At 72.4% G+C, this 23,626-nt stretch carries 21 protein-coding genes; 12 read left to right on the forward strand and 9 right to left on the reverse strand.

The window, feature by feature from the left end; translation table 11 throughout:
* The first annotated feature begins 182 nt into the window (after positions 1–182).
* Positions 183–1,049, forward strand: a complete 867-nt coding sequence (locus tag AC3EUV_RS34535) for a 3-hydroxybutyryl-CoA dehydrogenase (protein ID WP_432146296.1) — start codon at positions 183–185, stop codon at positions 1,047–1,049.
* Between the two features lie 32 nt (positions 1,050–1,081).
* Positions 1,082–1,765 (forward strand): TetR/AcrR family transcriptional regulator, encoded by a 684-nt coding sequence (locus AC3EUV_RS34540; protein WP_432146295.1) that lies wholly within the window; start codon positions 1,082–1,084, stop codon positions 1,763–1,765.
* 25 nt (positions 1,766–1,790) lie between these two features.
* Here the strand turns inward: AC3EUV_RS34540 and AC3EUV_RS34545 are convergent, their stop codons facing one another.
* Entirely contained in the window at positions 1,791–2,183 is a 393-nt protein-coding gene (locus tag AC3EUV_RS34545) for a PPOX class F420-dependent oxidoreductase (protein ID WP_432146294.1), read from the reverse strand.
* Positions 2,184–2,427: 244 nt separating this feature from the next.
* Between AC3EUV_RS34545 and AC3EUV_RS34550 the strand changes: the two genes are divergently transcribed.
* From AC3EUV_RS34550 to AC3EUV_RS34565, 4 genes are all read left to right on the forward strand, one after another.
* Positions 2,428–2,979 carry a MarR family winged helix-turn-helix transcriptional regulator gene (locus tag AC3EUV_RS34550; protein ID WP_432146293.1) on the forward strand — a complete coding sequence of 184 codons (552 nt, stop codon included), beginning with the start codon at positions 2,428–2,430 and terminating at the stop codon, positions 2,977–2,979.
* A complete protein-coding gene (locus AC3EUV_RS34555; protein WP_435604631.1) occupies positions 2,976–5,687 on the forward strand; it encodes an MFS transporter in 2,712 nt (903 codons plus the stop codon). The genes AC3EUV_RS34550 and AC3EUV_RS34555 overlap by 4 nt, the downstream gene beginning before the upstream one ends.
* Before the next feature lie 206 nt (positions 5,688–5,893).
* A complete protein-coding gene (locus tag AC3EUV_RS34560; RefSeq protein ID WP_435604632.1) occupies positions 5,894–7,354 on the forward strand; it encodes an SDR family NAD(P)-dependent oxidoreductase in 1,461 nt (486 codons plus the stop codon).
* A gap of 132 nt (positions 7,355–7,486) precedes the next feature.
* Positions 7,487–8,104: a maleylpyruvate isomerase family mycothiol-dependent enzyme gene (locus AC3EUV_RS34565; RefSeq protein ID WP_435604633.1), complete on the forward strand. Its 618-nt coding sequence runs from the start codon at positions 7,487–7,489 to the stop codon at positions 8,102–8,104.
* A gap of 83 nt (positions 8,105–8,187) precedes the next feature.
* Here the strand turns inward: AC3EUV_RS34565 and AC3EUV_RS34570 are convergent, their stop codons facing one another.
* Positions 8,188–10,218 (reverse strand): M3 family metallopeptidase, encoded by a 2,031-nt coding sequence (locus AC3EUV_RS34570; protein ID WP_435604634.1) that lies wholly within the window; start codon positions 10,216–10,218, stop codon positions 8,188–8,190.
* Between the two features lie 168 nt (positions 10,219–10,386).
* On the opposite strand from AC3EUV_RS34570, the gene AC3EUV_RS34575 reads away from it, so the two are divergent.
* Positions 10,387–10,821 (forward strand): CBS domain-containing protein, encoded by a 435-nt coding sequence (locus tag AC3EUV_RS34575; protein WP_423664908.1) that lies wholly within the window; start codon positions 10,387–10,389, stop codon positions 10,819–10,821.
* 264 nt (positions 10,822–11,085) lie between these two features.
* Here the strand turns inward: AC3EUV_RS34575 and AC3EUV_RS34580 are convergent, their stop codons facing one another.
* Complete coding sequence (locus AC3EUV_RS34580) at positions 11,086–11,775, reverse strand: transglycosylase family protein (protein WP_432146288.1); 690 nt, start codon at positions 11,773–11,775, stop codon at positions 11,086–11,088.
* Positions 11,776–12,286: 511 nt separating this feature from the next.
* On the opposite strand from AC3EUV_RS34580, the gene AC3EUV_RS34585 reads away from it, so the two are divergent.
* On the forward strand, positions 12,287–13,903 hold the full coding sequence (locus AC3EUV_RS34585; protein ID WP_432146287.1) for an FAD-dependent monooxygenase: 1,617 nt from the start codon (positions 12,287–12,289) through the stop codon (positions 13,901–13,903).
* A gap of 55 nt (positions 13,904–13,958) precedes the next feature.
* On the opposite strand, the gene AC3EUV_RS34590 is transcribed toward AC3EUV_RS34585, so the two are convergent.
* The gene (locus tag AC3EUV_RS34590) at positions 13,959–14,438 is read right to left on the reverse strand and encodes an EF-hand domain-containing protein (RefSeq protein ID WP_432146286.1); all 480 of its coding nucleotides are present in this window, start codon (positions 14,436–14,438) and stop codon (positions 13,959–13,961) included.
* Positions 14,439–14,738: 300 nt separating this feature from the next.
* Between AC3EUV_RS34590 and AC3EUV_RS34595 the strand changes: the two genes are divergently transcribed.
* Both AC3EUV_RS34595 and AC3EUV_RS34600 read left to right on the forward strand, forming a co-directional pair.
* On the forward strand, positions 14,739–15,167 hold the full coding sequence (locus AC3EUV_RS34595; RefSeq protein WP_432146285.1) for a hypothetical protein: 429 nt from the start codon (positions 14,739–14,741) through the stop codon (positions 15,165–15,167).
* A 122-nt stretch (positions 15,168–15,289) separates the two neighbouring features.
* A complete protein-coding gene (locus AC3EUV_RS34600; RefSeq protein ID WP_432146284.1) occupies positions 15,290–16,021 on the forward strand; it encodes a L,D-transpeptidase family protein in 732 nt (243 codons plus the stop codon).
* A gap of 10 nt (positions 16,022–16,031) precedes the next feature.
* On the opposite strand, the gene AC3EUV_RS34605 is transcribed toward AC3EUV_RS34600, so the two are convergent.
* Both AC3EUV_RS34605 and AC3EUV_RS34610 read right to left on the reverse strand, forming a co-directional pair.
* On the reverse strand, positions 16,032–16,427 hold the full coding sequence (locus tag AC3EUV_RS34605; protein ID WP_432146283.1) for a thiol-disulfide oxidoreductase DCC family protein: 396 nt from the start codon (positions 16,425–16,427) through the stop codon (positions 16,032–16,034).
* 92 nt (positions 16,428–16,519) lie between these two features.
* A complete protein-coding gene (locus tag AC3EUV_RS34610; protein WP_432146282.1) occupies positions 16,520–17,023 on the reverse strand; it encodes a C40 family peptidase in 504 nt (167 codons plus the stop codon).
* Positions 17,024–17,210: 187 nt separating this feature from the next.
* Between AC3EUV_RS34610 and AC3EUV_RS34615 the strand changes: the two genes are divergently transcribed.
* Together AC3EUV_RS34615 and AC3EUV_RS34620 are read left to right on the forward strand one after the other, a co-directional pair.
* Entirely contained in the window at positions 17,211–17,591 is a 381-nt protein-coding gene (locus tag AC3EUV_RS34615; RefSeq protein WP_432146281.1) for an SDR family NAD(P)-dependent oxidoreductase, read from the forward strand.
* A gap of 42 nt (positions 17,592–17,633) precedes the next feature.
* The gene (locus tag AC3EUV_RS34620; protein ID WP_432146280.1) at positions 17,634–18,137 is read left to right on the forward strand and encodes a metallophosphoesterase family protein; all 504 of its coding nucleotides are present in this window, start codon (positions 17,634–17,636) and stop codon (positions 18,135–18,137) included.
* Positions 18,138–18,165: 28 nt separating this feature from the next.
* Here the strand turns inward: AC3EUV_RS34620 and AC3EUV_RS34625 are convergent, their stop codons facing one another.
* The 3 genes from AC3EUV_RS34625 to AC3EUV_RS34635 form a co-directional block, all read right to left on the reverse strand.
* Complete coding sequence (locus tag AC3EUV_RS34625) at positions 18,166–18,675, reverse strand: mycothiol transferase (protein WP_432146279.1); 510 nt, start codon at positions 18,673–18,675, stop codon at positions 18,166–18,168.
* 195 nt (positions 18,676–18,870) lie between these two features.
* Positions 18,871–21,723, reverse strand: coding sequence for a condensation domain-containing protein (locus AC3EUV_RS34630; protein WP_435604635.1), 2,853 nt, complete (start codon positions 21,721–21,723; stop codon positions 18,871–18,873).
* Positions 21,713–23,626 carry an amino acid adenylation domain-containing protein gene (locus AC3EUV_RS34635; RefSeq protein WP_435604636.1) on the reverse strand — a complete coding sequence of 638 codons (1,914 nt, stop codon included), beginning with the start codon at positions 23,624–23,626 and terminating at the stop codon, positions 21,713–21,715. Before AC3EUV_RS34635 ends, AC3EUV_RS34630 begins: the two co-directional genes overlap by 11 nt.

Genomic DNA, 23,626 nt, shown 5'->3' on the forward strand with positions numbered 1-23,626 from the left:
GGCGAACTGGTCAAGCGGGGCACCGGCGTCTTGCAGATGCCCACCGCCTCCTGAAACCCGGCCGGGTACGCCGCCCACCACGCCGGGGTACCCGGACCGGCCCCCGCCCCACCCCGCCCGGCGCCACCCACCCGCCGGGCGGGACCCGCGAAACGTCCCGGAACACCGGCCGAGGAGGAGCGTTGTCCGAGAGCGCAGTCGAAAGAGTCGGGGTCGTGGGCTGCGGCCTGATGGGCTCCGGTATCGCCGAGGTATGTGCCCGCGCGGGCCGGGAGGTACGCGTCGTCGAGTCCGGCCAGGCCGCCGCGGACGCCGGACTCCGCCGGATCACCGGCTCCCTGGAACGTGCCACGGCGGCCGGCAAACTCTCCGCCCGGGACCGGGACTCCGCGCTCGCCAGGATCACCGTCACCACCGACCTGGCCACGCTGGCCGACCGCGATCTGGTCATCGAGGCCGTCGCCGAGGACGAGGCCGCGAAGCTGGCCGTCTTCACCCGGCTCGACGAGGTGGTCCGGCGCCCGGACGCGATCCTGGCGACCAACACCTCCTCGCTTCCCGTCATCCGCCTCGCCGCCGCCACCACACGCCCGGAGCGGGTCATCGGCCTGCACTTCTTCAACCCCGTGCCGGTGCTGCCGCTCGTCGAGCTGGTCACCTCCCTGCTGACCGGCGACGACACCACCCGCAGGGCCCGCGCCTTCGCCGCCGACGTCCTGGGCAAGGAGGTCGTGCGCGCCGCGGACCGCGCCGGGTTCATCGTCAACGCGCTGCTCGTCCCCTACGTGCTGGACGCGGTGCGGATGGTGGAGTCCGGTGCGGCCTCGGCGGACGATGTCGACCGGGGCATGCGGCTGGGCTGCGCCCACCCGCTGGGCCCGCTCGCGCTGGCCGACCTGATCGGCCTGGACACCACACGGGCGATCGCCGAGTCGCTCTACGAGGAGTTCCGTGAACCGCGCTACGCGCCCCCGCCGCTGCTGGCCCGGATGGTGGACGCGGGCCTGCTGGGCCGCAAGTCGGGCCGGGGCTTCCACGACTACCGGTGAGCGCACCATGCGACGGACAGCCGGAGGCGGTGATGCGGGAAGATGGACCGGACGGGCCCGCCGGGCCCGCCGAGGACACCGACACCGACCCGGGGAGCACTCACGTGGCCAAGGCCGAACGCACTCTCGAAACGCGGGAGCGGATCCTGTCCGCCGCGTGCGAAGTGATCGCCGAGGTCGGTTTCGAGAAGATCCGGATGCGGATGGTCGCGGAACACGCCGGGGTGTCCACCGCCCTGCTCCACTACCACTTCGAGAACCGGGAGCGGCTCTTCACCGAGGCGATGACCCACTCCTTCGCCCAGACCGGCACGGAACTCGAACGCGACGCCGACACGGTGCCCGCCTCCGTCGTCCTGGCCCGCATCCTGCACAACATGCTCCCCACGGACCCCGAGCTGCGGCAGGACTGGCGGCTGTGGCAGGAACTGTGGGTGCGGGCCCTGCGCGACGAGACCGCCCAGCATCTCGCCGTCGACCTGTACGACCAGCTGCACACCTGGATCGGCACGGCCATCCGGCGGGGCATCGATTCGGGCGAGTTCACCGACTGCGATGTGGAGGCGACCAGCACACTGCTGCTCGCCCTGAGCGACGGGTTCGGCATCCGGCTGATGCTGGGCGACCCACGGATCGACCTCCCCACCGTGCAAGCGGCCATCTGGCGCGCCGTGGCGGGGACGCTCGGCGTTCCCGACGCCTTCCCCGAGATCTGAGCCATCTCCGCTCAGGAGCCGCGCCTCACCCCGTACCGCTGATGCTCTGCGGCTCGATGACGAAGAGCACGCGTTCCTCGTCGCGGCCCCCGTACCAGGGGTACGCCTTGCCGAGGTACTTCTGCGCGAGCTGCTCGATGTGCTCGACCGCGCCCTCGGTCGTGGTCTCGACCACCCGGCCGCGCACCTGGAAGTAGCGCGCGGGGTCGTCCGGGTCGGAGACCGCGACGGCCACCCGGGGGTCGCGCTGGATGTTCCGGGTCTTCACATGGCTGCGGACGCTGTTGATCAGCACATGGGTGCCGTCGGTGTCGACCCAGGTCTGGGTCAGCTGAGGGGACCCGTCGGGCATCGAGGTGGCCAGAAAGCAGACGCTCGGCCGGCGCAGCAGCGCGAGAAGTTCAGGGGGAAGGTGCACAACGGTCTCCGGCCGGTCGGATGGCGGCGGTCTGTCCGGTTTCCGTACGCCGCCGGGTGTACGCGCGCCGCCCGTACAGGGGGCGTGGCGGAGCATATACGGGCCGGACCAGTGCCTCCGCACCCCCATCCCCGCGCCCGTACCCCGGGGTTGGGCGGTGCGGAGCGGGTGATTCCGGCCGCTATGCTTGCTGGATACAAGCAAGGTACTCGGGTCGACGACAGCACCGCGAAGGATCACGACGATGAGTAAGGGCACGGTCCATGACTGCGACCGGGCTGCCCCGGAGGTCACCGCCTCATCGGGGCTGGCGGAGGCGGCCGCGGGACTGGGAACGGAGATCGTCCGCTTCTCGCGGCTGATCGCGGCCTGGAAGCAGCGGGCCAAGGGCGACGGCGGTGCCGCCGACCGGGTGCTGCTGGCGCGGCTGGTGGTCGGCGGGGACCAGCGGGCGACCGATCTGGCCGCCGATGCGTTCCTCGACCTGTCGACCGTCAGCCGGCAGGTGCGCTCGCTGGTGGAGCGGGGCCTGGTGACCCGTCGCCCGGACCCGGAGGACCGCCGCGGGTCGCTGCTGGCCGCGACCGAGGCGGGGCGTGCCGCGTTCGCGCACTACCGCAGTCAGCGCGACGCGGAGCTGGCCGCGCTCCTCGAACCGTGGTCACCCCAGGACCGGGCCGACCTGATCCGGCTCCTCGGCCGTCTCAACGAGGACATGGCAGAACGACAACACACACGGCTGGGTCCCGGGGGAGACCAGGGCGCCACCGTGGAGCAGGGAGACCTACGTACATGAGCACCGCCACCTCCCCGCCCGGGGCGGGAGCCGGGGAGATACCCGGACCAGGAGTCCTGAGTCACCGTCAGATACTCACGATCCTCAGCGGTTTGATGCTGGGGATGTTCCTCGCCGCGCTCGACCAGACCATCGTCAGCACCTCGATCCGGACCATCGCCGACGATCTGCACGGCCTCAGCCAGCAGGCCTGGGCGACCACCGCGTATCTGATCACCTCGACGATCGCCACGCCGCTCTACGGCAAGCTGTCCGACCTGTACGGCCGCAAGCCGTACTACCTGGCCGCGATCACCATCTTCGTGGTGGGTTCGGTGCTGTGCACCTTCTCCACCTCGATGACCGAACTCGCCGCGTTCCGGGCGGTGCAGGGCCTGGGCGCCGGCGGCCTGATGTCGCTGGCGCTGGCGATCATCGGGGACATCGTCCCGCCCCGCGAACGCGCCCGCTACCAGGGCTACATGCTGGGCACCTTCGCCACCTCCAGTGTGGCCGGGCCGCTGATCGGCGGGGCGCTCGCCGGGCAGGACCAGCTGCTGGGCATCACCGGCTGGCGCTGGGTGTTCCTGGTCAACGTCCCGATCGGGATCATCGCGCTGTTCGTGGTCGCCAAGGTCCTCAACATTCCGCACACCCGGCGCGATCACCGCATCGACTGGTGGGGGGCGCTCACCCTCTCCATCGGTGTGGTGCCGCTGCTGCTCGTCGCTGAGCAGGGCCGGGAGTGGGGCTGGGACTCCTCCCGGTCGATCGCCTGCTATGCGATCGGTGGCGTCGGCATCATCGCCTGGATCTTCGTCGAGCGGTGGATCGGCGACGACGCGCTGATCCCGATGCGGCTGTTCCGCAACGGCACCTTCAGCAAGACCAGTGTGCTGTCCGTGCTGATCGGTATGGGCATGTTCGGCGGGATGCTGATGATCCCGCAGTACCTCCAGATCGTGAAGGGCGCCAGCCCCACCAGCTCGGGTCTGGAAATGCTGCCGCTGATGGCGGGCATGTTCATCGCCTCGATCGCGTCCGGCCAGATCACCGCCAAGACCGGCCGCTACAAGATCTTCCCGATCATCGGGACCGCGCTGATGATCGCGGCGATGCTGCTCTTCCACTCCCGGGTCCAGTGGGACACCCCGCTGTGGGAGACCATGATCTACATGCTGGTCTTCGGCCTCGGCCTGGGCGGCTGTATGCAGACGCTGGTGCTGGCGGTGCAGAACGCGGTGCCGCCGCGGGACATGGGGGTGGCGACCGCCTCGTCCACGTTCTTCCGTCAGATGGGCGCCACCGCCGGTACCGCGATCTTCCTGTCGGTGCTGTTCAGCACGGTCGGTGACAAGATCTCCGCGGCGTTCAAGGACGCGGTGCCCACCGAGCGGTTCCAGGCCGCGCTGCATGACCCCGCGGTGCTGCACGACCCCGCCAACAAGCCCGTGCTGGACATGCTCAAGAACCCCGGCAACGGGGACTCCTCCGGCGTGCTCAGCGATTCGTCGTTCATTCAGCACCTCGACCCGCGGCTGGCCGAGCCGTTCAAGCGCGGCTTCGCGGACTCGATGCACACGGTCTTCCTCATGGGGGCGATCGTCGTCGCCCTGGCCTTCGTGCTGATCTGGTTCATCAAGGAGGTCCCGCTGCGGCAGATCTCCGGGCTCCAGGCCCGTGCGGAGGCCGACGCCGAAGCCGATGCCGCGGCGGAGGCCGCCGGTGGGGCGGCGGACGCCGTCGACGGGGCGGCGAACGGTGCCGAGGACGCGGTGGTCACCTCGCAGCCGTCCGAGCCGTCCGAGCCGTCCGAGCCGTCCGGGCCGTCCGGGCCGTCCGGGCCGTCCGGGCCGTCCGGGCCGTCCGGGCCGTCCGGGCCCGTCGGTGCCCCGGGCGCCGACGCCGTACCGGCCGGGGCCGCGGCCTCCGCACCTCCCGCGGACCGCGGCATCGGCACCACCGGGCCGGAGATCCGGGGAACCGTACGGGACGGTGACGGCCGGCCGGTGGACCGGGCCGCGGTCACCCTGATCAGCGTCGACGGCCGGCAGCTCGGCCGTACCTCGACCGCCGCCGACGGCGGCTACGCCCTGCCCACCACGGGCGCCGGCAGCTATGTGCTGATCGGCTCCGCGGGGGCCCGGCAGCCGCAGGCCGTGACCGTCGTGGTGGGCGGCGAGCCGGTGTCGTACGACCTGACCCTCGGCGGCGCGGCCGGTCTTGAGGGCGAGGTCCGCGACGAGAAGGGCGACGACCCGGTGCCCGGCGCGCTCGTCGTGGCCACCGATGTCACCGGCGAGGTCGTGGCATCCGGCGTGGCCGGCCAGGACGGGAGCTTCGCGTTCGGTGAACTGGCCCCCGGCAGCTACACCCTGGCCGTCAGCGCCGCCCGCCACCGCCCGTCCGCGCTCCCGGTGGAGGTCACCACCGGCGACCGCAACTGGTACGAGGTCCGGCTGACGCCCGGCGCCCAGATCCGCGGCACCGTACGCACGGTGCACGGCAGCCCGGTGGACGACGCCCGGGTGACCCTGCTGGATCCGGCGGGCCAGGTGGTGGGCACCGCCACCAGCGGGCAGGACGGGGAGTATGTCTTCACCGACCTCGACAGCGGTGAGTACACCCTGATCGCCAGCGGCTACCCGCCGGTGGCCACCCCGCTGCATGTGGCGGCCGCCGGAGACGGTGAGTTCGACATCGAGCTGGGGCACGACCCGGTGCGGTGACGGACGGCGGGATAGGGCAGGACGAGGGCCCGGCGCAGGCGGAGCGCCGGGCCCCTGGCCATGACCGGCCGGGCGCCGCTCCACCGCCCCGCGCCACGCTCACCAGCGCGAGCGCCGCCCACCGGGTTTGGCGCAACAGCCGCGGCTCAGTACAGTTCCGCCGAAGCTTGAATAGAACACACGATCCCAGGAAAGCGGCAGCGGCGATGACGGTGACCGAAACAGGCCGGGCCGATGGCACGGGTATCGACTCGGAGCGGATGGCGGTCTGCCTGAGCGTGCTGGAGGAGCTCGACGCGCTGCCCGTCGACCACCCGGACGCGATCACCATACGGCGCGCCACCGCCGGCATCTACCGCAAGGTGAAGCAGCGCCGCCGGCAGGAGCGCCGGGCGGCCAAGTCCGCCAACGACCGGGCGGTGACCGCGGCCACGGCCACCGGTGCGCCCGACCGGATCGACGACGAGACCGAGGGCCTGGCCCTCGCCAGTTCGGTGAGCACGGAGCTGGCCGGCATCCTGGAGCGGCCCCGGTCCTGCTACACCTGCAAGACCCGCTACGTCGAGGTCGATGCCTTCTACCACCAGCTCTGCCCGCCGTGCGCGAAGGAGAACCGGGCCCGCCGCGATGCTCGCACCGACCTCGCCGGCCGCCGCGCCCTGCTCACCGGCGGCCGGGCCAAGATCGGCATGTATATCGCGCTCCGGCTGCTGCGCGACGGCGCCCACACCACCATCACCACCCGCTTCCCGAGCGACGCCATCCGCCGCTTCAAGGCGATGCCGGACAGCGCGGACTGGCTGCACCGGTTGAAGATCGTCGGGATCGACCTGCGGGACCCGGCCCAGGTCATCGCGCTCGCCGACACGGTGAGCGCCGAAGGCCCGCTGGACATTCTGATCAACAACGCCGCGCAGACCGTCCGCCGGTCACCCGAGGCGTACCGTCAGCTGATCGCCGCCGAGTCCGCCCCGCTGCCCGCCGGGGAGCTGCCCGCCTCCGTCGTCCTCGGGCACTTCGGCAGCGGCGCCCCCGCGGCCCTGCCCGCCGCCGCGGGCACCTCCGGCGCGCTGACCGCGGCCGACCTCACCGCTCTCGCCCTGACCACCGGCTCCGCCACACCCGCCCGTATCGAGGCGGGCACCGCGATCGACGCCGGTGGGCTGGTACCGGATCTGCACGCCACCAACAGCTGGATCCAGAAGGTGGACGAGGTCGACCCGGTCGAGCTGCTGGAAGTTCAGCTGTGCAATATGACCGCCCCGTTCCTGCTGGTGAGCAAGCTGCGCCCGGCCATGGCGGCGGCATCGGCGCGCCGCAAGTACGTGGTGAACGTCTCCGCCATGGAGGGCCAGTTCAGCCGCGGCTACAAGGGCGCCGGACACCCGCACACCAATATGGCCAAGGCGGCGCTGAACATGCTCACCCGCACCAGCGCGCGGGAGATGCTGGAGACCGACGGCATCCTCATGACGGCCGTGGACACCGGCTGGATCACCGACGAACGTCCGCACCCCGACAAGATGCGGCTGGCCGACGAGGGCTTCCACGCCCCGCTCGACCTGGTCGACGGAGCGGCCCGGGTGTACGACCCGATCGTCCGCGGCGAGCTCGGTGAGGATCTGTTCGGCTGCTTCCTGAAGGACTACGCGCCCACGGCCTGGTGACCGGGCGCGGCGCCGGCCGCCGTTCGGGCATCCATAACCGGTGATTCTGGAGAGCAGAACCAGCAACTCTTGGACTTATGGCGACGCTGCCAAGATCCTTGACACCAGGGGCAGTTCGAGAGGAGAACTCCGATGGTGATCAAGGCGGCGATCGCGGCCGAACGCCGGGAACTGGCAGCCATGCTGGACGGTTTGCCGGCCGGGCAGTGGGACGCACCGACGCTGTGCGCGGGGTGGCGGGTGCGGGAGGTCGTGGCGCATATGTCGATGGGGTTCCGCTATTCGCTCCCCAAGACGCTCGCCGAACTCGTCCGCGCGGGAGGCAATCTCCACCGGATGACCGACCGGTGCGCCCGCAGGGACGCGGCCGCCGCGTCGACGAGCGAACTCGCCGGCTACCTCCGGGAGCATGCGCACCATCCCTGGAAGCCGCCGGTCGTCGGCATCACGGGGGCCCTGGGGCACGACGTGGTGCACGGCCTGGACATCACGGTCGCCCTGGGACTTGACCGGCGGGTCCCCGAAGACCGGGTGCGCCTCCTCCTGGAGAAGATCAGCCTGGGGACGGCCAGGTTCTTCGGCGTCGACCTCCGCGGCATCCAGCTCCGCGCCGACGACCTCGACTGGTGCTTCGGCACCGGCACACCGCTGTACGGCGCCGCCCAGGATCTGCTGCTGGTCGCCTACGGCCGCAAGCTCCCGCCCGGCCGCCTCCACGGGGAGCCGCACCCGCGCTTCGTCGCCGGCTGAGCGGCGCGGCGGTACGACGGCCGCTCCGCCGGTACGGAGCGGCCGTGGTCCATGACCAGCTGAACCCCCGGGGGTTCAGCTGGTCAGCCCGTCAGCCCGTGCCGGTCCAGCAGCGGCCCGATCTCCGGGTCGCGGCCGACCACCGCACGAAACGCTGCGAGCGGGTCGACGCTGCCGCCCCTGCCGAGGAGTTCCCGGCGGAAGATCTCACCGCTCTCCCGGATCGTCCGACCGTTCTCCCGGAACCAGCGCACGGTGTCGGCGTCCAGCACCTCGGCCCAGCGGTAGCCGTAGTACCCCGCCGCGTAACCGTCGCTGAAGATATGGGCGAAGTAGCCGGTGCGGTAGCGCGGCGGGATCGCGGCCATCGCCAGCCCGTAACGCTCCAGTGCGGCCGTCTCGAAAGCCTCCACCGCGTCCTCGCCCGGCACGTCGCCGTCCGTGGACAGGGTGTGCCAGGCCCAGTCCAGCACCGCGGCGGCCTGGTGCTCCACCATCCGGAAACCCGCGCCGAAGTTCTCCGCTTCGCGCAGCCGGGCGGGGAGTTCGGCCGGCATCGGCTCACCGGTCACGTGGTGCCGGGCGTAATGCGCCAGCACCTCGGGCCAGTCCGCCCACATTTCGTTCACCTGCGAGGGGAACTCGACGAAATCGCGGGGGACTTGGGTGCCGGACAGCAGCGGATAGCGGACATCGGAGAACAGGCCGTGCAGGGCATGCCCGAACTCGTGGAACAGCGTGTTGACCTCGCTCCAGCTCAGCAGCACCGGCTCGCCCGCCGGGGGCTTGGCGACGTTCAGGTTGTTGACCACCACCGGCCGGTGTCCCAGCAGCTGTGACTGCGCCACCAGCGAGTCCATCCAGGCGCCGCCCCGCTTGGACTCGCGGGCGTGGAAGTCGCCGATGTACAGGCCGAGCGGGCTGCCGTCGGCGTCGTGCACCTCGTAGACATGGGCGTCCGGGTGGTACGAGACCAGATCGGGGCGCCGGGTGAAGGTGATGCCGTGGACCAGCTCGGCGGCGTGGAAGACGCCGTCGTGCAGCACGGTGTCCAGCTCCAGGTAGGGCCGCAGCGCCGCCGCGTCGAGGTCGAACCGCTCCTTGCGCACCCGTTCCGAGTAGTACTGCCAGTCCGCCGCGCCGATCTCCGCCACCCCCGCCGCCTCGGCCAGCGCCGCGCCCTCCCGCTCGGCGTTGGCGACGGCCGGGGCGACCAGCCGGCCGAACAGCTCCTCGACGGCCTCCGTGGTGCCGGCGGTCCGGTCCGCGACCTCCCAGGCGGCGTGATGGGGGTAGCCGAGCAGTGCGGCGCGCTCGGCGCGCAGCCTGGCCAGGGCGACGGCGATCGGCCCGTTGCTGTCGATACCGCGCCCGAGGGAGGCGGCGAGCAGCCGCTCGCGCAGCGCGGGATCCTCCAGGGCGGCGAGTTCGGTCTGGCAGGAGAAGTTCTTCAGGGTGAGCGCGAACTTGCCGGGGTGCCCGAGCGCCTGCGCCTGCTCGGCGGCGGCCGCGATCCGGTCCGCGGGCAGACCGGCGAGCTCCTCGGCCCGGTCCAGCACCAGCGCGGCGGCCGCGGTGGCCACCCGCAGGTTCTGCACGAACTCGGTGCTCAGCGCGGCGATTTCGGCATTCAGCTCGCGCAGCCGCCGCTGCTGCTCGGGGGCGAGCCGGGCCCCGGCCCGTACCCGGTGGGTGTGGTGGCGTTCCAGCAGCCGCAGTTGCTCCTCGTCCAGCCCGAGTGTCCCGCGCTGCTCGTACAGCGCGTCCAGCCGGCCGAACAGCGCGGGGTCGAGCAGCAGCAGGTCGCCATGGGCGGCCAGCCGGGGCGCGATCTCGACCTCGAGTGCCTGGATCTCCTCGTCGGTGTCCGCCGCCACCTTGTTGAAGAACACCCGGCGTACCCGGTCCAGCACCGCACCGCTGCGCTCCAGCGCCTCCACGGTGTTCTCGAAGGTCGCCGGCTCTGCAGCGGCGCCGATCGCCGCCACCTCGTCCCGCTGCTCGGTCATGCCACGGGTGAACGCGGGCAGGAAGTGATCGTTCCGGATCCGCGCGAAGGGCGGCAGTTCGTACGGCAGATCACTCGGCTCGAAGAAAGGATTCGACGTCGTCACGGACCGACACTACGCCCGGAGACGGCGCCGGGTCCGGCAGTCGTCCCAGGAGGCGGCCCCGCCCCGCCGCGGCCGGACTTTCCGGCCCGTCCCGGTGAGCATCTCGGGGGCATCCGTGATGTGATCGAAGGCGAGGCATGCAAGCACGCTCCTGAGACAGGAGGAATCATGGCCACCAAGTTGCGAGCCCGAGACATCATGTCCGGCGGAGCGCACTGTGTGGGTGCACACGAGTCCTTGCACGACGCGGCGAAGATGATGCGGGATCTGGACGTCGGCTGCCTGCCCATCTGCGGTGACAACAACAGACTCACGGGCCTCATCACCGATCGTGACATCGTCATCGCGTGTTGTGCCGAAGGGATCGATCCGGCGACGGTGCAGGCCGGTTCCATGGGCGGGACGCTGCACTGGATCGACGCGGACGCGGGCGCCAGTGAGGTTCTCCAGACCATGGAGCAGCACCACATCAAGCGGCTGCCGGTGATCGACGTCAAGGGCGGCCACCGTCTGGTGGGAATGATCACCGAGGCCAACCTCGCCAAGAACCTCAGCGACGCGGAGATCGCGGAGTTCGCCAACAAGGTGTACGCGACCGCGTAGCGCTGCGGCCACATCCCCGGCGAGTGTGGCCTGTTCGCCCCCAGGGCCGGCCTGTCTTCCCCGCGTCCGTCATGCGGAAGGCCCGTCCGCGGTGTCGCGGACGGACCCTCCGCTCACTTCCGGCAGCGGATCACCCCACCCCGTCGCCTCCCCTATCCGCGCCGGCCCGTCCCCTCCGGCGGGCCATCTCGCGGTGTGGGTAAGGAGTTTCGGCGGAATTCCCCGGGGCCTGCGTCATGATGTGCCGGGAATTCCGGAAGGTGCTCAGCGGGTGCCGGAGTGCGGCAGGGCCAGTCGTGTGCCGGGGAAAATCAGATGCGGATTCGCCCCGATCACCCGGCGGTTCAGCCGGTAGAATTCCTGCCAGCCACAGCCGTGTGCGTAGGCGATTCCGCTCACGGTGTCCCCGGCGTTGACGACGACCGAGCCGCCGGTACTCCTATGGCGCCCCACTTTGTAGCGCTTCTCATGGGACTGCGGATGCCGGACCCGGTCGCGGGACGACGGAGCGGTGTGCCGCTGCGGTGCGGGACGGGCCGTGGTGCTCCGTGGAGTGCGGTGTGCGGTGGACGGGTTGAGCCCCAGCGAGGCCGAGCAGGCCGGCCACGCGCCCCAGCCCTGACGGGCCAGGACCCGCTGCGCCACCTGGATCTGCTGGGCCCGGGTCGCCCGCGCGGCCCGTGAGGCATAGGCGCCGCCGCCGAACGAGTGCCAGGTGGAGTGGGCGAGTTGAAGCCCTCCGGAGAATCCGTTCCCGGTGTCGATACGCCAGTTACCGCCGCTCTCGCAGCCGGCCAGGCGGTCCCAGGTCCCGCCCCGGGCCGCGGCGGGCTGCTCGGTGACCAGGTTCAGCGCACCGGCCGCCAGCAGGACGGCTGCTGCCGTGATGCCTCGGGCCCCGTAGCCCCGGAATTCACTCCGGGTCGTCGATTCCGATACCTGAGGAAATTGCATGCCTTTACTCCCGTCGCTCGCCGCGCAGTTGCCTGGCAGTCATTCAGGAAACCTGGCGCCGGTGCGGCGTATCGCGTTCGAATGGTGCTCGAACCGCGATTTCCGCGCGGCGCCATGAATTCGACGGGGAAGAGACAACCACGCCCCGAGTTGCTATCGGCAGAGCGCGCGGTAGCGCCGCCGCGGACGGGCCTGCCCCCTTGCCGTCGGCGCGCGGCCGTGCCTGCGCACGGCGCACCTGTTCAGACGGGCGGGGGCGCACCCCTCCGGCCGTGGGCGCATGACCTTCAGAAGGCCGGCGATCACCTGCTCGGCCGGGGGGTGTCCGCCGAGCGCAACCGGCGCACTCGATACACGCGCTGCGGAGGTACGCATGCACCGCGCACGGGTCCTGAGCGGTGTAACGGCCCCTCCGTCGGGGGAGGGCGGGCAGCCCGGCCATCGGAAATGGACAGCCCCACCGCGCTGTGTTCCCTTGGAAAGGAGGGTGAATCCGCCCCGGGAGGCAGCCATGGCCGATGTGGATGTCCTGGTCGTCGGTGCGGGCCCGGTCGGATTGACGGCGTCCTGCGAACTGCGGCGGCGCGGCGTACGCTGCCGCATCGTCGACCGGCTGCCCGCCCCGCAGCCGTTCGCCAAGGCGGTGGGCATCCAGCCCAGGACGCTGGAGATCTGGGACCTGATGGGGGTGGCGCGGCAGGTCCTGGAGGCCGCGGCCCCGCTCCGGGGGCAACTGATCTACGTCAATGGCGCGGAGCAGGCGCGGATCGAGCTGACCCTGCCGCCGGACGTGCCCTATCGCTTCGCCGCACTGCCGCAGTACGCCACCGAACGCATCCTTGCCGAACGGCTCGCGCGCGAGGGAACCCACGTCGAACGCGGCACGGAGCTGGTGAGCTTCGCGCAGGACGCCGACGAGGTGCGGGCCTGCCTTGCGCTGCCGTCCGGCGCTCAGGAGTGGATCCGCACCCGCTTCCTCCTCGGATGCGACGGCGCCCACAGCGCCGTCCGCAAGGGTCTCGGGCTGAGCTTCGAGGGCGGTTCCTTCCCCGAGGAGTACATGCTGGGGGATGTGGAGGTGGACTGGGAGCTGCCCCACGGCTACGCGGTCCGGGCCCTGCACCAGAGCGACGGCCGCACCGACGACCTGCTGGTCTGCATCCCGCTGCCGGGCCGTAACCGCTACCGGATGTCCATGCTCGTTCCGCCCGAACTCGCCCTGCCGCAACCGCCGCACGAGGAAGAGGTGGCGCACGGTCTGGAGGCCGGGCCCGCCCCCGGCCTCCCGCACATCCAGGCGGTCCTCGACCGGCTCGCACCGCAGCCCACCCGGGCCTCCTCGCTCCGCTGGTCCTCGGTCTTCCGCATCAGCCACCGCCTGGTGGACTGCTACGGAGCGGGCCGGGTGTTCGTCGCGGGAGACGCCGCCCATATTCATCCGCCCACCGGCGCCCAGGGCATGAACACCGGTATCCAGGACGCCTACAACCTGGCCTGGAAGGTGGCCCTGGCGGTGCGGTCGGCCGCGAGCGACGGGCTGCTGGGCAGCTATGACACGGAGCGCCGTCCGGTGGGCGAGGAAGTGGTGCGGCGGACGGTCCGGCACGCCGGCAGCGGCGTCCAGGCGGACCCCGACGACCCGTCGACGGTGATCCGGCGCGAGGCCCAACTGCTCGTCGGCTACCGCGGCAGCCCGATCGTCGGGACGGACCGGCAGCCGCCCGGGGGCCCCGCCGCCGGTGACCGGGCACCGGACTGCGACGGCCTCCGCCACGACCTCACCACCTTCCCCTCCCGCCTCTTCGACCTGCTGCGCGGCCCGGACCACACACTGCTGCTCTATGCGGACGACGAGGCCCAACTGGCGCCGTACGACGAGGTGGTGGCGTCGGCGCGGCGCGGGGCGCAGGGGCAGCTGAGCGCCTGGGTGGTCGCGGCCCCGCACCTCCGGACGGATGGCCTGGCACTGCCCGTCGTCCATGACGGCCTCGATGCGTTCCGGCGGATGTACGGGGCGCGGGGCGGCGAAGGGTTCCTCATCCGCCCCGACGGCTACCTGGGGCTGCGCGAAGCCCCGGTGAGCGCCCCGGGGCTGACGGCGCACCTCGCACTGACCTTCCGCAGCTGAGAGACGGACGGGACCTCGCGGCCGGGCCCTGGGTGCCCCCGCCCGCCGCGCTCGCCTACTCGGCCGGCCAGGACTCGACCAGCAGCCGCCCGTCGCCGTCCCGGTCCAGCGCCGCGAAGGCATCCGCCGCCTGTGCGGCCGAGTACCCCGCCGCACGGTGCACCGCCGCGAAGTCCTCCCGGCTGACCACACCGTCCCCGTCGGCGTCGGCGAGGGCGACGGTCGCGGCGATCGACGGGCCCACGATCCGGGCGAGGGCTCCCGACGCACTCGCGCGCGCGAACGCTCCGACGAACTGCTCCCGGTTCAGCCGTCCCGTGGCGTCGATCTGCGCCAGCGCGGCGAGCTGCTCGAAGGTGTGGCGCATCCCGGCACCCAGCGCCCGCGCCTTGGGTGAGTCCGCCGGCTCGCCCACCGCGTCCGTCAGCAGCCGGGCCCGGTCGGTGAAGTCCTGGGCGGTCAGATAGCCGTCGCCGTCGGTGTCGTACATGGTGAAGCGGTTCTCGTACTCCGCACGCACTGCATCGGTGATCATGCGTCGTCCCTTCCGGTCGGGGGTGACTCCTGGGGGAGCCCGGGAAGGCGGCCGTCCGCGGGCGCCGCGAGCGTCCGCCATGAGCACATTAAGTGGCGATGCGACAGCGGAAGGTTATCGGGAGGGGCGTGTTCGCCGCCTCGGCCCGTCGCCCCGTCATGGCGGAAAAGCCGCGGCGCCGTACGGGGAGATCACATATGATCGCCGTCAAATTGAACATCTGTCGCAGTCGCCCGCACAGGCGGATATTTCTCCGCCGTCTTCGACCGGGGCGGCTGCGCGGGGGGAAGGAAGCCAGCAATGAAGTCATCCCGTGTGCGGCGTCGTCTCGCCGGCGGCGCGGCCGCAGCGGTCCTGGCCGGCGCCGGAGTGCTGGCCGCCGCGCCGGCGGCGGTCGCCAAGGCCAACATCCTGGCCATCGACAGCGTCTCGCTGCACGAGCCCGGCCTGCAAGTGAAGGTCACCTACTCCTGTGACGTCGACATCAACCACCAGCTGGTGGCCAGGGCGGTCAAGCTCAACGGGACCGGCCACGACACCACGAACGCCGCCGGCACCGTCAAGATCGACAAGCTGGTCTGTGACTACCGCGACCACACGGCGCTGGTGAACCTGCGCCCGGCCGCCGTCTCGCACTTCGCCAAGGGCGACAAGCTCAAGGTCACCGTCTTCTACTTCGACGACGACGGCTTCAGCTACGCCCACCAGAAGAAGGTCGTGGTGCTGTAGCGGTCCCGCTTCCCCGGTGGGCGGGGCACCGTTCCGCCCACCGGGGGCGCGTTCTCGCGTATCAGATATTTCGGGTCGGTCACGCCTGCAACCGGCGGGCCGGGCAAACAGTCCTACGGGGCATGAAAAGACGACTGAACCTGCGTGTCCCGCGGTCCGGCGCCGGTCGTCGGGCGGGCGCGGCGCTCGCCCTCACGGCTCTGACCGTTCCGCTGACGGTGGCCTTCGGCTCCACGGCTCAGGCCGCCACCGCCTCTTCGTGCACCGCGAGCCGCGGCCCCTACCAGAAGCAGGCCGAGAAATTCCTCGGACTGCGGGTCGACGGCCGGCAGTCGGCCGCCGACTGCCGGGCGATCCGGGCCTTCCAGACCAGCCACGGCATCACCCCGAACATCGGCTACGCCGGACCCGTCACCTGGGGCGTGATGCGGGTCGTGGCACAGCAGAACGCGGCCGCGAACAACCCCAACAAGGCGGGTCACTGCCCCACCAACAAGGGGCGGATAGCCTGCGTCGACCTGACCCGCCAGCTCAGCTGGATCCAGGACGGCGGGAAGCTGGTGTTCGGGCCGGTCCCGGTCCGTACGGGCCGCGACGGTTACGAGACCCGCACCGGCGCCAAGAAGATCTACTGGCGCCATCTGCACCATGTGTCGACCCTCTACGACGTGCCCATGCCGTACAGCCAGTTCTTCGACGGCGGGCAGGCGTTCCACTCCATCAGCGGCAGTGTCTGGTCGGCACCCGGCTCGCACGGCTGCGTCAACATGCGCAGCAACGACGCCAAGAAGTACTGGTCACTGCTCAAGAACGGTGACGACGTCCACGTCTACGGCCGCAAGCCCGGCACCTGACGGCGTCCCGCTACAGCTGCTTCCGGGCGGCGGGGGAGGACGGCAGCGCACAGGCCGCCGTCCCGCCCGGCATCCGGTGCCGGTTGCGTGCGATCAGCCGGTACACCCCATGGGCGACCCAGCGGATGGGTGGGAGGGTGAGCAACGCGCCCACGACCGGCCACCCGCGGGGCGCGCTCAGCAGCAGCTTGGCGACCGCCTGCGCGCCACCGTGCACCGCACCGGCCGGCGTCACCCACAGCACTTCGTGCTCGGCGCGACGCCGGCTGATGCCGAGCTTCGTCAGATCGGTGAACTGCCAGGGCGTGGCCGCACAGCGCGGACGCAGCCGCCGTTCCGCGAACCGCACCGAGGACGTACAGAAGGCGCAGTCGCCGTCATAGACAAGAACGGGTTGCTGCCGCATGGTCCCGTCACCTCTCGCACCGGTGGCCTCAATGATATCCGCCACGCTACCGGGAGGAATTCCGGGTGCTGTCGGCTATGTACGCGCGGGGGTCAGTCGGCCAGCAGGTTGTGCAGGGCCATCGGTGTCACATAGCCCGGCCAGCGGCCGTCGGCGAACAGCTGGACCCCGGCGTCCTGATAGCTCTGGTCGACGAGTTGGGAGCAGATCATGTGCCCGGTGCTCGCCACATAGCGGCGCAGCCCCGGGAGCGGCAGATGGAAGCGGTGCGCGGCGATCGCCAGATAGTCGAGGAAGCTGTAGGGCACCCCGACGTAGGCGGTGGCCGCCGCGCAGATCGCGGTGCGCTGCTTTTCGGTGAGCCCTTCCGGGCAGACGTAGCACACCGCGGTGCCGTCGTAGACGGAGAGCGGTTTGATGTCGGCCCCGCCCGGCTCGGCTTCCAGCAGCCGGCCGTCGGGCAGGACGAGAAAGGCGTGTTGATAGTCGGCGAAACCGTCTCCGTTGATCCATTGTCCGAAGCGGATCAACCGGCCGGTGATGCCGGATATTCGGGTGAGTCCGATGTCGCCGGGCAGGGGATGCGTATGCCTCATGAGCAGCTCCCGGGGGCACAAGGGGTTCTCTGTGTCATACCCGGTGTCCGGCCGTACGCACCGCGTCCGGGGAAATGCCGGCCCGCATTTCCCGGCCATCCGGCTTTCCCCGTGGGGCAGATGAGGAATACGGATACCGGAGGGGGAAGAGAATTCTGCGGCCCGGCGGGGTACGGATTTCCGGACCGTGTATGCGGCCACCCCGGCCGAGGAATCCGAGCGGGAGGAGCGGGACGGGATGGGCACCGGAGAGAGCGAGCACACCGCCGGGGCACGCCAGAACGCCGCCGGGGCGGGCAGTGGCGACGGCCGGAAGCCGCTGACGGGCAGTGTGGCGCTGGTGACCGGCGCCTCCAGCGGCATCGGTGCCGCCACCGCCCTGGCGCTCGCCCGGCAGGGCTGCGCCCTCGCGCTGGTGGCCCGCCGCACCGGACGGCTGGAGGAGCTGGCGGAGGCGATCGGCGCACAGGGCGGCGCGTCCCTCGCGGTGACCGCCGACCTCGCCGCCGCCCCCGAGGCACTTCGAACGGTCGGTCAGACCGTGCGGCCCACCGCCCAGGAACGCTGACCGCCCGGCCCGCGTCCGTGAGCACGCCAGAGGAGAGTTCCCGTGCGACTCCTGCTCCTGTCCGACACCCATCTGCCCAAGCGCGCCAAGGCGCTGCCGCCCCAGCTGCTCGACGAGGTGCCCGGCGCCGATGTCGTCGTGCACGCCGGTGACTGGGTCGACACCGCCACCCTGGACCTGCTGGCGGACCGCGCCCGGCGGCTGATCGGGGTGTACGGCAACAACGACGGCCCGGAACTACGGGCGCGGCTGCCCGAGGTGGCGTACGCGGAACTGGCGGGGGTACGGCTCGGCGTGGTGCACGAGACCGGCCCCGCGCAGGGCCGGGAGCGCCGGTGTGCCGAACGGTTCCCCGAGCTCGATGTGCTGGTGTTCGGACACAGTCACATCCCCTGGGACTCCACGGCCGGCGACCGGCTGCGCCTGCTCAACCCGGGTTCGCCGACCGACCGCCGCCGGCAGCCGTACTGCACCTACATGACGGCGGAGATCACGGCCGGCCGGCTCACCGCTGTGGAACTGCACCGCCTGCCCCGCCGGAAGTGAGCCCGCGGCGGCCCGCCCGGCCCGGTGCTCAACGGCCGAGCAGGCCCCGCACATAGGCCGCCTGCCCGGCGTGCTGGAGATCGTCGGCGACGACGCTGACGAGCCGGACGCCCAGGGTGACGGGCGGCGTCCAGGCGCGGTCGACGACGCGCTTCATGTCCTTGTCGTCGACCCCGGCGAGGTACTGCACGGTGTTGTCGTGGACCGCGCCGTGATAGCCCATCAGCAGCTCGTCGGTCAGGTCCCGTACGGCCATCACGTCCTTGGGGGAGTGACCGTAGCCGGTGTCGTCGGGGGAGAAGGGGAGGCCGAAGCGGTCGTACCAGCCGTCCGACGTCCAGATCTGCTCGGTGCCGGCCACCCCGGCGAGGTGGTCGTCCTGGATCCGGGTGAGATGCCAGACCAGCCAGCCGATCGAGTTGCCGCCGTCCTCGGGGCGGGTACCGAGCTCATCGGGGTCGAGCCCGGTGACCGCGTCCTCGACGCTCTCCCGGATACGCCCGAAGGCATCGACGAGCAGGTCCGTGCTGGCGTTCATGGGGGGCTCCTTTGCGGCGACGGAGGGCGTCAGCCCGGCAGCCCGCCCATGGTCGCAAGCCGAGTGCGGGAAACGGCGAGGGGCAGGCCGGGGAAGCGGTGATTTCCCGGAGCACGCTGTCCCCGCAAGGCGTGACGACAGCAGCGCCCGGGGGCCGATTGGGCCACCGGGCGCAGCGTCGTCACCCCGACCGGGTCACCGCTCGGCCGGGCCGGCCATCGCCGCCAGCACGGAACGCACGTCCTCGCCCGGCTGGAGGCGCAGGGACGGGGCCAGCCGGTCGGCGTGGTAGTGCCACCGGTGGTCGAGGTCCGGATGGACCTCGTCCGCCTCGTGGATCTCGCTGTCACTGCCGAGCAGTTCGGTCAGTGTGGCGGCGAGATCCCGCCAGGTGACATGGCCGCTGACGGCGTTGGCGACGCCGTGCACGGGAGCGTCCAGGCAGCAGACCACGGACCGGGCCAGGGCCGCGGCGTGCACCCAGGCCGCGCCGTACCAGGCATGGCCACCGGTACCCGGACGGGGCAGCACGAGCGGCCGGCCCTCCCGTGCGGCTTGGTAGAGCAGACCCGTCGCGCCCCAGCGCAACTGGTCCCGCAGCCTCTGGTGCGGGCCCCAGACGAGGGGGGAGCGGACGGCGCTCGCCCCGCCCCGGCCCTGCGAACCGGCGGCCCGCAGCAGCAGCGCTTCACAGTCGAGCTTCGCCTGTCCGTACGGGCTCAGCGGCTGCCCCGGGGCGGACTCCTCCGCCACCCACTCGCCGGCGGGGTGCCCATAGGCGTCCACACTGCTGACGAAGACGAACGGGCCGCGCGACCAGGCGCCGACCATCGCCGCCATCGCCGTCACATCGACCTCGGGGCGGGTGAACGTACAGGCCGCGTGGATGACCGCATCAGCACTCTCGACGGCCTTGCGCAGCCCGGCCACATCGGTGAGGTCGCCCTCGATGACCTCCACCCCGTCACCGGCGACCAGGTGCGCCGATTCGGGGCGGGCCAGGGCCAGCACCGGGCGGCCCTGTGCGGCCAGTTCGCGCAGCACGAAGGCGCCGACCCCGCCGGTGCCGCCGGTGACCAGGACGGTGCCCTCGCGCGAGCGCCGCGGACGGGCCGCGGTGACCGTGGGCGCGGCGGCCCGTTCCTCCGCGCGGGCGTCCAGCAGCGCGGTGACCGCGCGCGGGGTGCGGGCCTGCATGATGTCCAGGCCGGTCAGCGGCAGTTTCAGTGCCAGGCGCAGCCGCTCGGCGAGCTGCACGGCGACCAGCGAGTGACCGCCGAGGAGGAAGAAGTCGTCATCCGGCCGGGGCTGACGGCCCAGCAGCTCGGTGAAGCCTTCGGTCACGGCCTCGGCGTGGGCGCCCCCCGGTGCGGGTGCGGCGGGTATGCCGGGCAGCCGGGCCGGGTCGGGTGCACAGTCTGCCGTCCGCGGCAGCGCGTCCAGCAGGGTCACCGCGGCGGGCACCAGTTCCGGCGCCAGCTCCGCCCGCAGACGGGAGCGGAGTTCGGCCGGTGTGGGGCCGCCGATCCCGCGCAGTACGGCGTAAGCCAGCAGGGGGCCGCCGGCCGGTGTGAGCACCGCGGCCTCGGCCACCCCGGGGTGCGAGCGCAGCAGCGTCTCGGCCGGGTGGGTGTCGGTCCCGTCCCGCGGCGCCGGTACCGCACCCGGCAGCCGGGAGAGCCGCAGGTCCGGGTCGTCGGCGACGGCGGTGAGCAGTGCGCCGTAGTGCGTACCGAGAGCAGCCGCCGCTTCCTCGTCCAGCGCGGTCCGGCCGTACTGGACGAGGCCGGCGGGGGCCTCGGTGTCCACCAGCGCGAAGGAGAGGTCGAACTTGGCCTCACCGGCGCCGACCTCGACATACTCGCTCACCGTGCCCGGCAGCCGCAGGGTGGTGGGCTCGCCCAGGACGTCCGCGCTGACCCGGATCAGGGCCGTCCCGTCCGTGTCGCGGGCGGCCGCCCCGAGCCGCTCCAGGATGAGATCGAAGGGCACCTCGCGGCTCTGCTGGGCGTCGAGCAGCGCCTCCCGTACGCGCTCGACGAGCACGGTGAAGGACGGGTCGCCGCCCGTGTTCACGCGGACCGGGAGGGTGTTGACGCACAGGCCGACCAGTCCGCGCATCTCCGGGCCCTGCCGGTGGCTGCCGGCGACCCCGATCACCAGGTCGTCCTGCCCGGTGAAGCGGTGCAGGGCGGCGAAGCCCGCGGCCAGGGCCACGGTGAACAGGGTGGCCCGGTGCTGTCGGCCCAGCTCGCGCAGGGCCGCCGGCACCCGTGGGTCGAGCGGGGCGGTGTGCGTTCCGGCGGACCGGGTGCCACCGTCGGCGGGCGGGTGCGCGGGGCGGGGCAGCCGCAGCGGGGAGAGGCCGTCGAGGCGGGCCTCCCAGTGGCGCAGACCCTGCTCCAGGCGGTCGGCGGCGGCCTGCTCCCGCCGGGCGAAGTCCGCGTACTGCGGGGGAGCCGGCCGCTCGGCGGCGGTGCCCCCGGCGGCGGCCGCGTAGAGCTCGGCCAGTTCCCCGGCGACGGTTTCCAACGAGGCGCCGTCCAGGGCGATGTGATGGAACGTCAGAAGAACGGTGTGGTCCTGCGGACCGTGCCGCAGGACCAGGGCGCGCGGCACGGGACCGGCGGCGAGGTCGAACGGGCGGTGCGCCTCCTCGGCCAGCAGCGCGCCGGCGCCGTCGGCGGCCGTCTCCACGACGCGCAGCGTCAACGCCTCGGGCGCGGGCAGCACCTCCTGGTAGGGCTCGCCGTCCTGGTGCCCGTACCGGGTGCGCAGAATCTCGTGGCGGCGCACCAGGGTTGTCAGCGCGGCTGCCAGCGCGTCCAGGTCGAGCGGACCGCACAGCCGGGTGGCGAACGGCACGCTGTACGAGGCGCCGCCCTGGCCCAGCCGGTCCATCAGCCACATCCGGCGCTGGGCGTGGGAGAGCGGCGCGGGTCCGTGGTGGACGGCCTCGGGGGCGGGAGCGGGGCGGGCGGCGCGGGAGCGCGCCCGGCGCAGCAGTTCCTCCTGGAGCGCCGCCCCGGTGGGGATGTCAGTGCTCATCGGTGTCCTCCGGGGCGCCGGGGCGCAGATCGCTGTGCGCGGCGAGCAGCGCCCGCTCGACCAGCGCGGCGTGTCCCGCCACCGTGGGGGCGGCGAAGAAGTCGGCGAGGGTCAGCTCGACACCGAGCTCCTCGCGCAGGTCGTCGGTGACGGCGAGGGCCAGCAGCGAGTGGCCGCCCAGCGCGAGGAAGTCGGCATCCGCACCGGTGACTTCACGGCCCAGCGACCGGCTCCAGATCTCGGCGACCGCCTGTTCCAGCGGGCCGAGCGGACCGGCCGGGGCGCCGGGCGCGTCCGTCGTGACGAGGTCCGTCAGGGCGCGGCGGTCGACCTTGCCGGAGGGCGTGAGCGGCAGCGCGTCGACCAGCCGTACCTCGTCGGGCACCAGATGGGCGGGCAGCACGGCGGCGAGCCGGTCGCGCAGCGTCTCGGGGCGGGGCACCGGTCCGGACGCGGCCACGACGAACGCGGCCAGCCGGGCGTCGTCGGGGGCGGGGCGGTGCACGGTCACGGCCGCGTCGGCCACCTCGGGCCGCTCCCGCAGGGCGTGTTCGATCTCGGCGGGTTCGATCCGGAAGCCGCGGATCTTCACCTGGTCGTCGGTGCGCCCGTGGTAGTCGAGAAGCCCGTCCGGGCGCCGGGAGACGAGGTCGCCGGTGCGGTAGAGGCGCCCCAACTCGGGGTGCCGGCCGAAGCGTTCGGCGGTCAGCTCCGGCTGCCCGGTGTAGCCGTGCGCCAGCCGGCTGCCGCCGATCCACAGTTCGCCCTGCGCACCGTCCTGGACCGGCCGCCCGGCGGCGTCGAGGAGGTGCACGGCCGCCCCGGCGATCGGCCGGCCGATGGGCACCTGGCCGTCGCAGTCGGCGTCGGTGACCCGGTGGGTGGTGGTGAAGGTCGCCGCCTCTGTCGGCCCGTAGCCGTTGACCAGCTCCAGCCAGGGGAAGGCCCGCAGGACCGCGCGGGCATGGTGCGCGGACAGGGCCTCGCCGCCGACGATCACCGTGCGCAGCGGCGCGAAGATCCGGGAGCGGCGGCCGGCCAGCTGGTGGAAGAGCGCGGTGGTGAAGAAGGCGACGGTCACGCCGTGGCGCTCCACGTGCCGGGCCAGGTCCTCAAACGACGGCCGCTCGGCGGTGCACACCACGACCGCGGCGCCGTTGGCCAGGGCGCCCCACACCTCGAACGTCGAGGCGTCGAAGGTCATCGGCGAGTGGAAGAGCACCCGGTCGCGGGGGGTGAGGGTGAGATACGCGGGTTCGGAGACCAGCTCGGCGATCGCACGATGCGGCACGGCCACGCCCTTGGGGCGGCCGGTGGAGCCCGAGGTGAACATGATGAACGCGGTGGCGTCCGGGGCCGGTTCGGCCGCCGGGGCGGGGTCGCCGTCCATCAGCGGCTCAGCGGGCAGCGCGAGGGTGGCGCCGCTGAGCGCGGCGGATTCCAGGAGCTTGCTGTCGCCGACGGTCAGCGTGGCACCCGCTTCGGCGGCCAGCGCCTCGGAACGGGCGCGCGGATGGGCCGGATCGAGCGGCACACACACGGCGCCCGCCCACCACAGCGCGAGCTGGGCGACGACCGTCCGGGCGCAGCGGGGCATCAGCAGGGCGACGGAGTCACCCGGGCCGACGCCGTGCGCCCGCAGCTGCGCGGCGAGCGCCCGGCCCGCCGTGACCAGCTGCGCATAGGTGAGCGTGCTGTCGCCGTCCGCCACGGCCAGGGCGTCCGGGGTCCGGGCGGCGTGCCAGGCCACGAGGGCCGGCAGACCGGCCGAGGGCGCGGGCCGGCCGGCCGCGGTGCGCTCAGCGGCCGGGAGTGGTGCGGGGGACGGGGTGCCTTCGGTGGGCACGGGGCCTTCCTTCCGGGTGTCGGGGGAGGACGGGAACGCGGGGGTGCGGGCGGTCAT

It is taken from the genome of Streptomyces sp. bgisy130 (genome assembly GCF_057708345.1).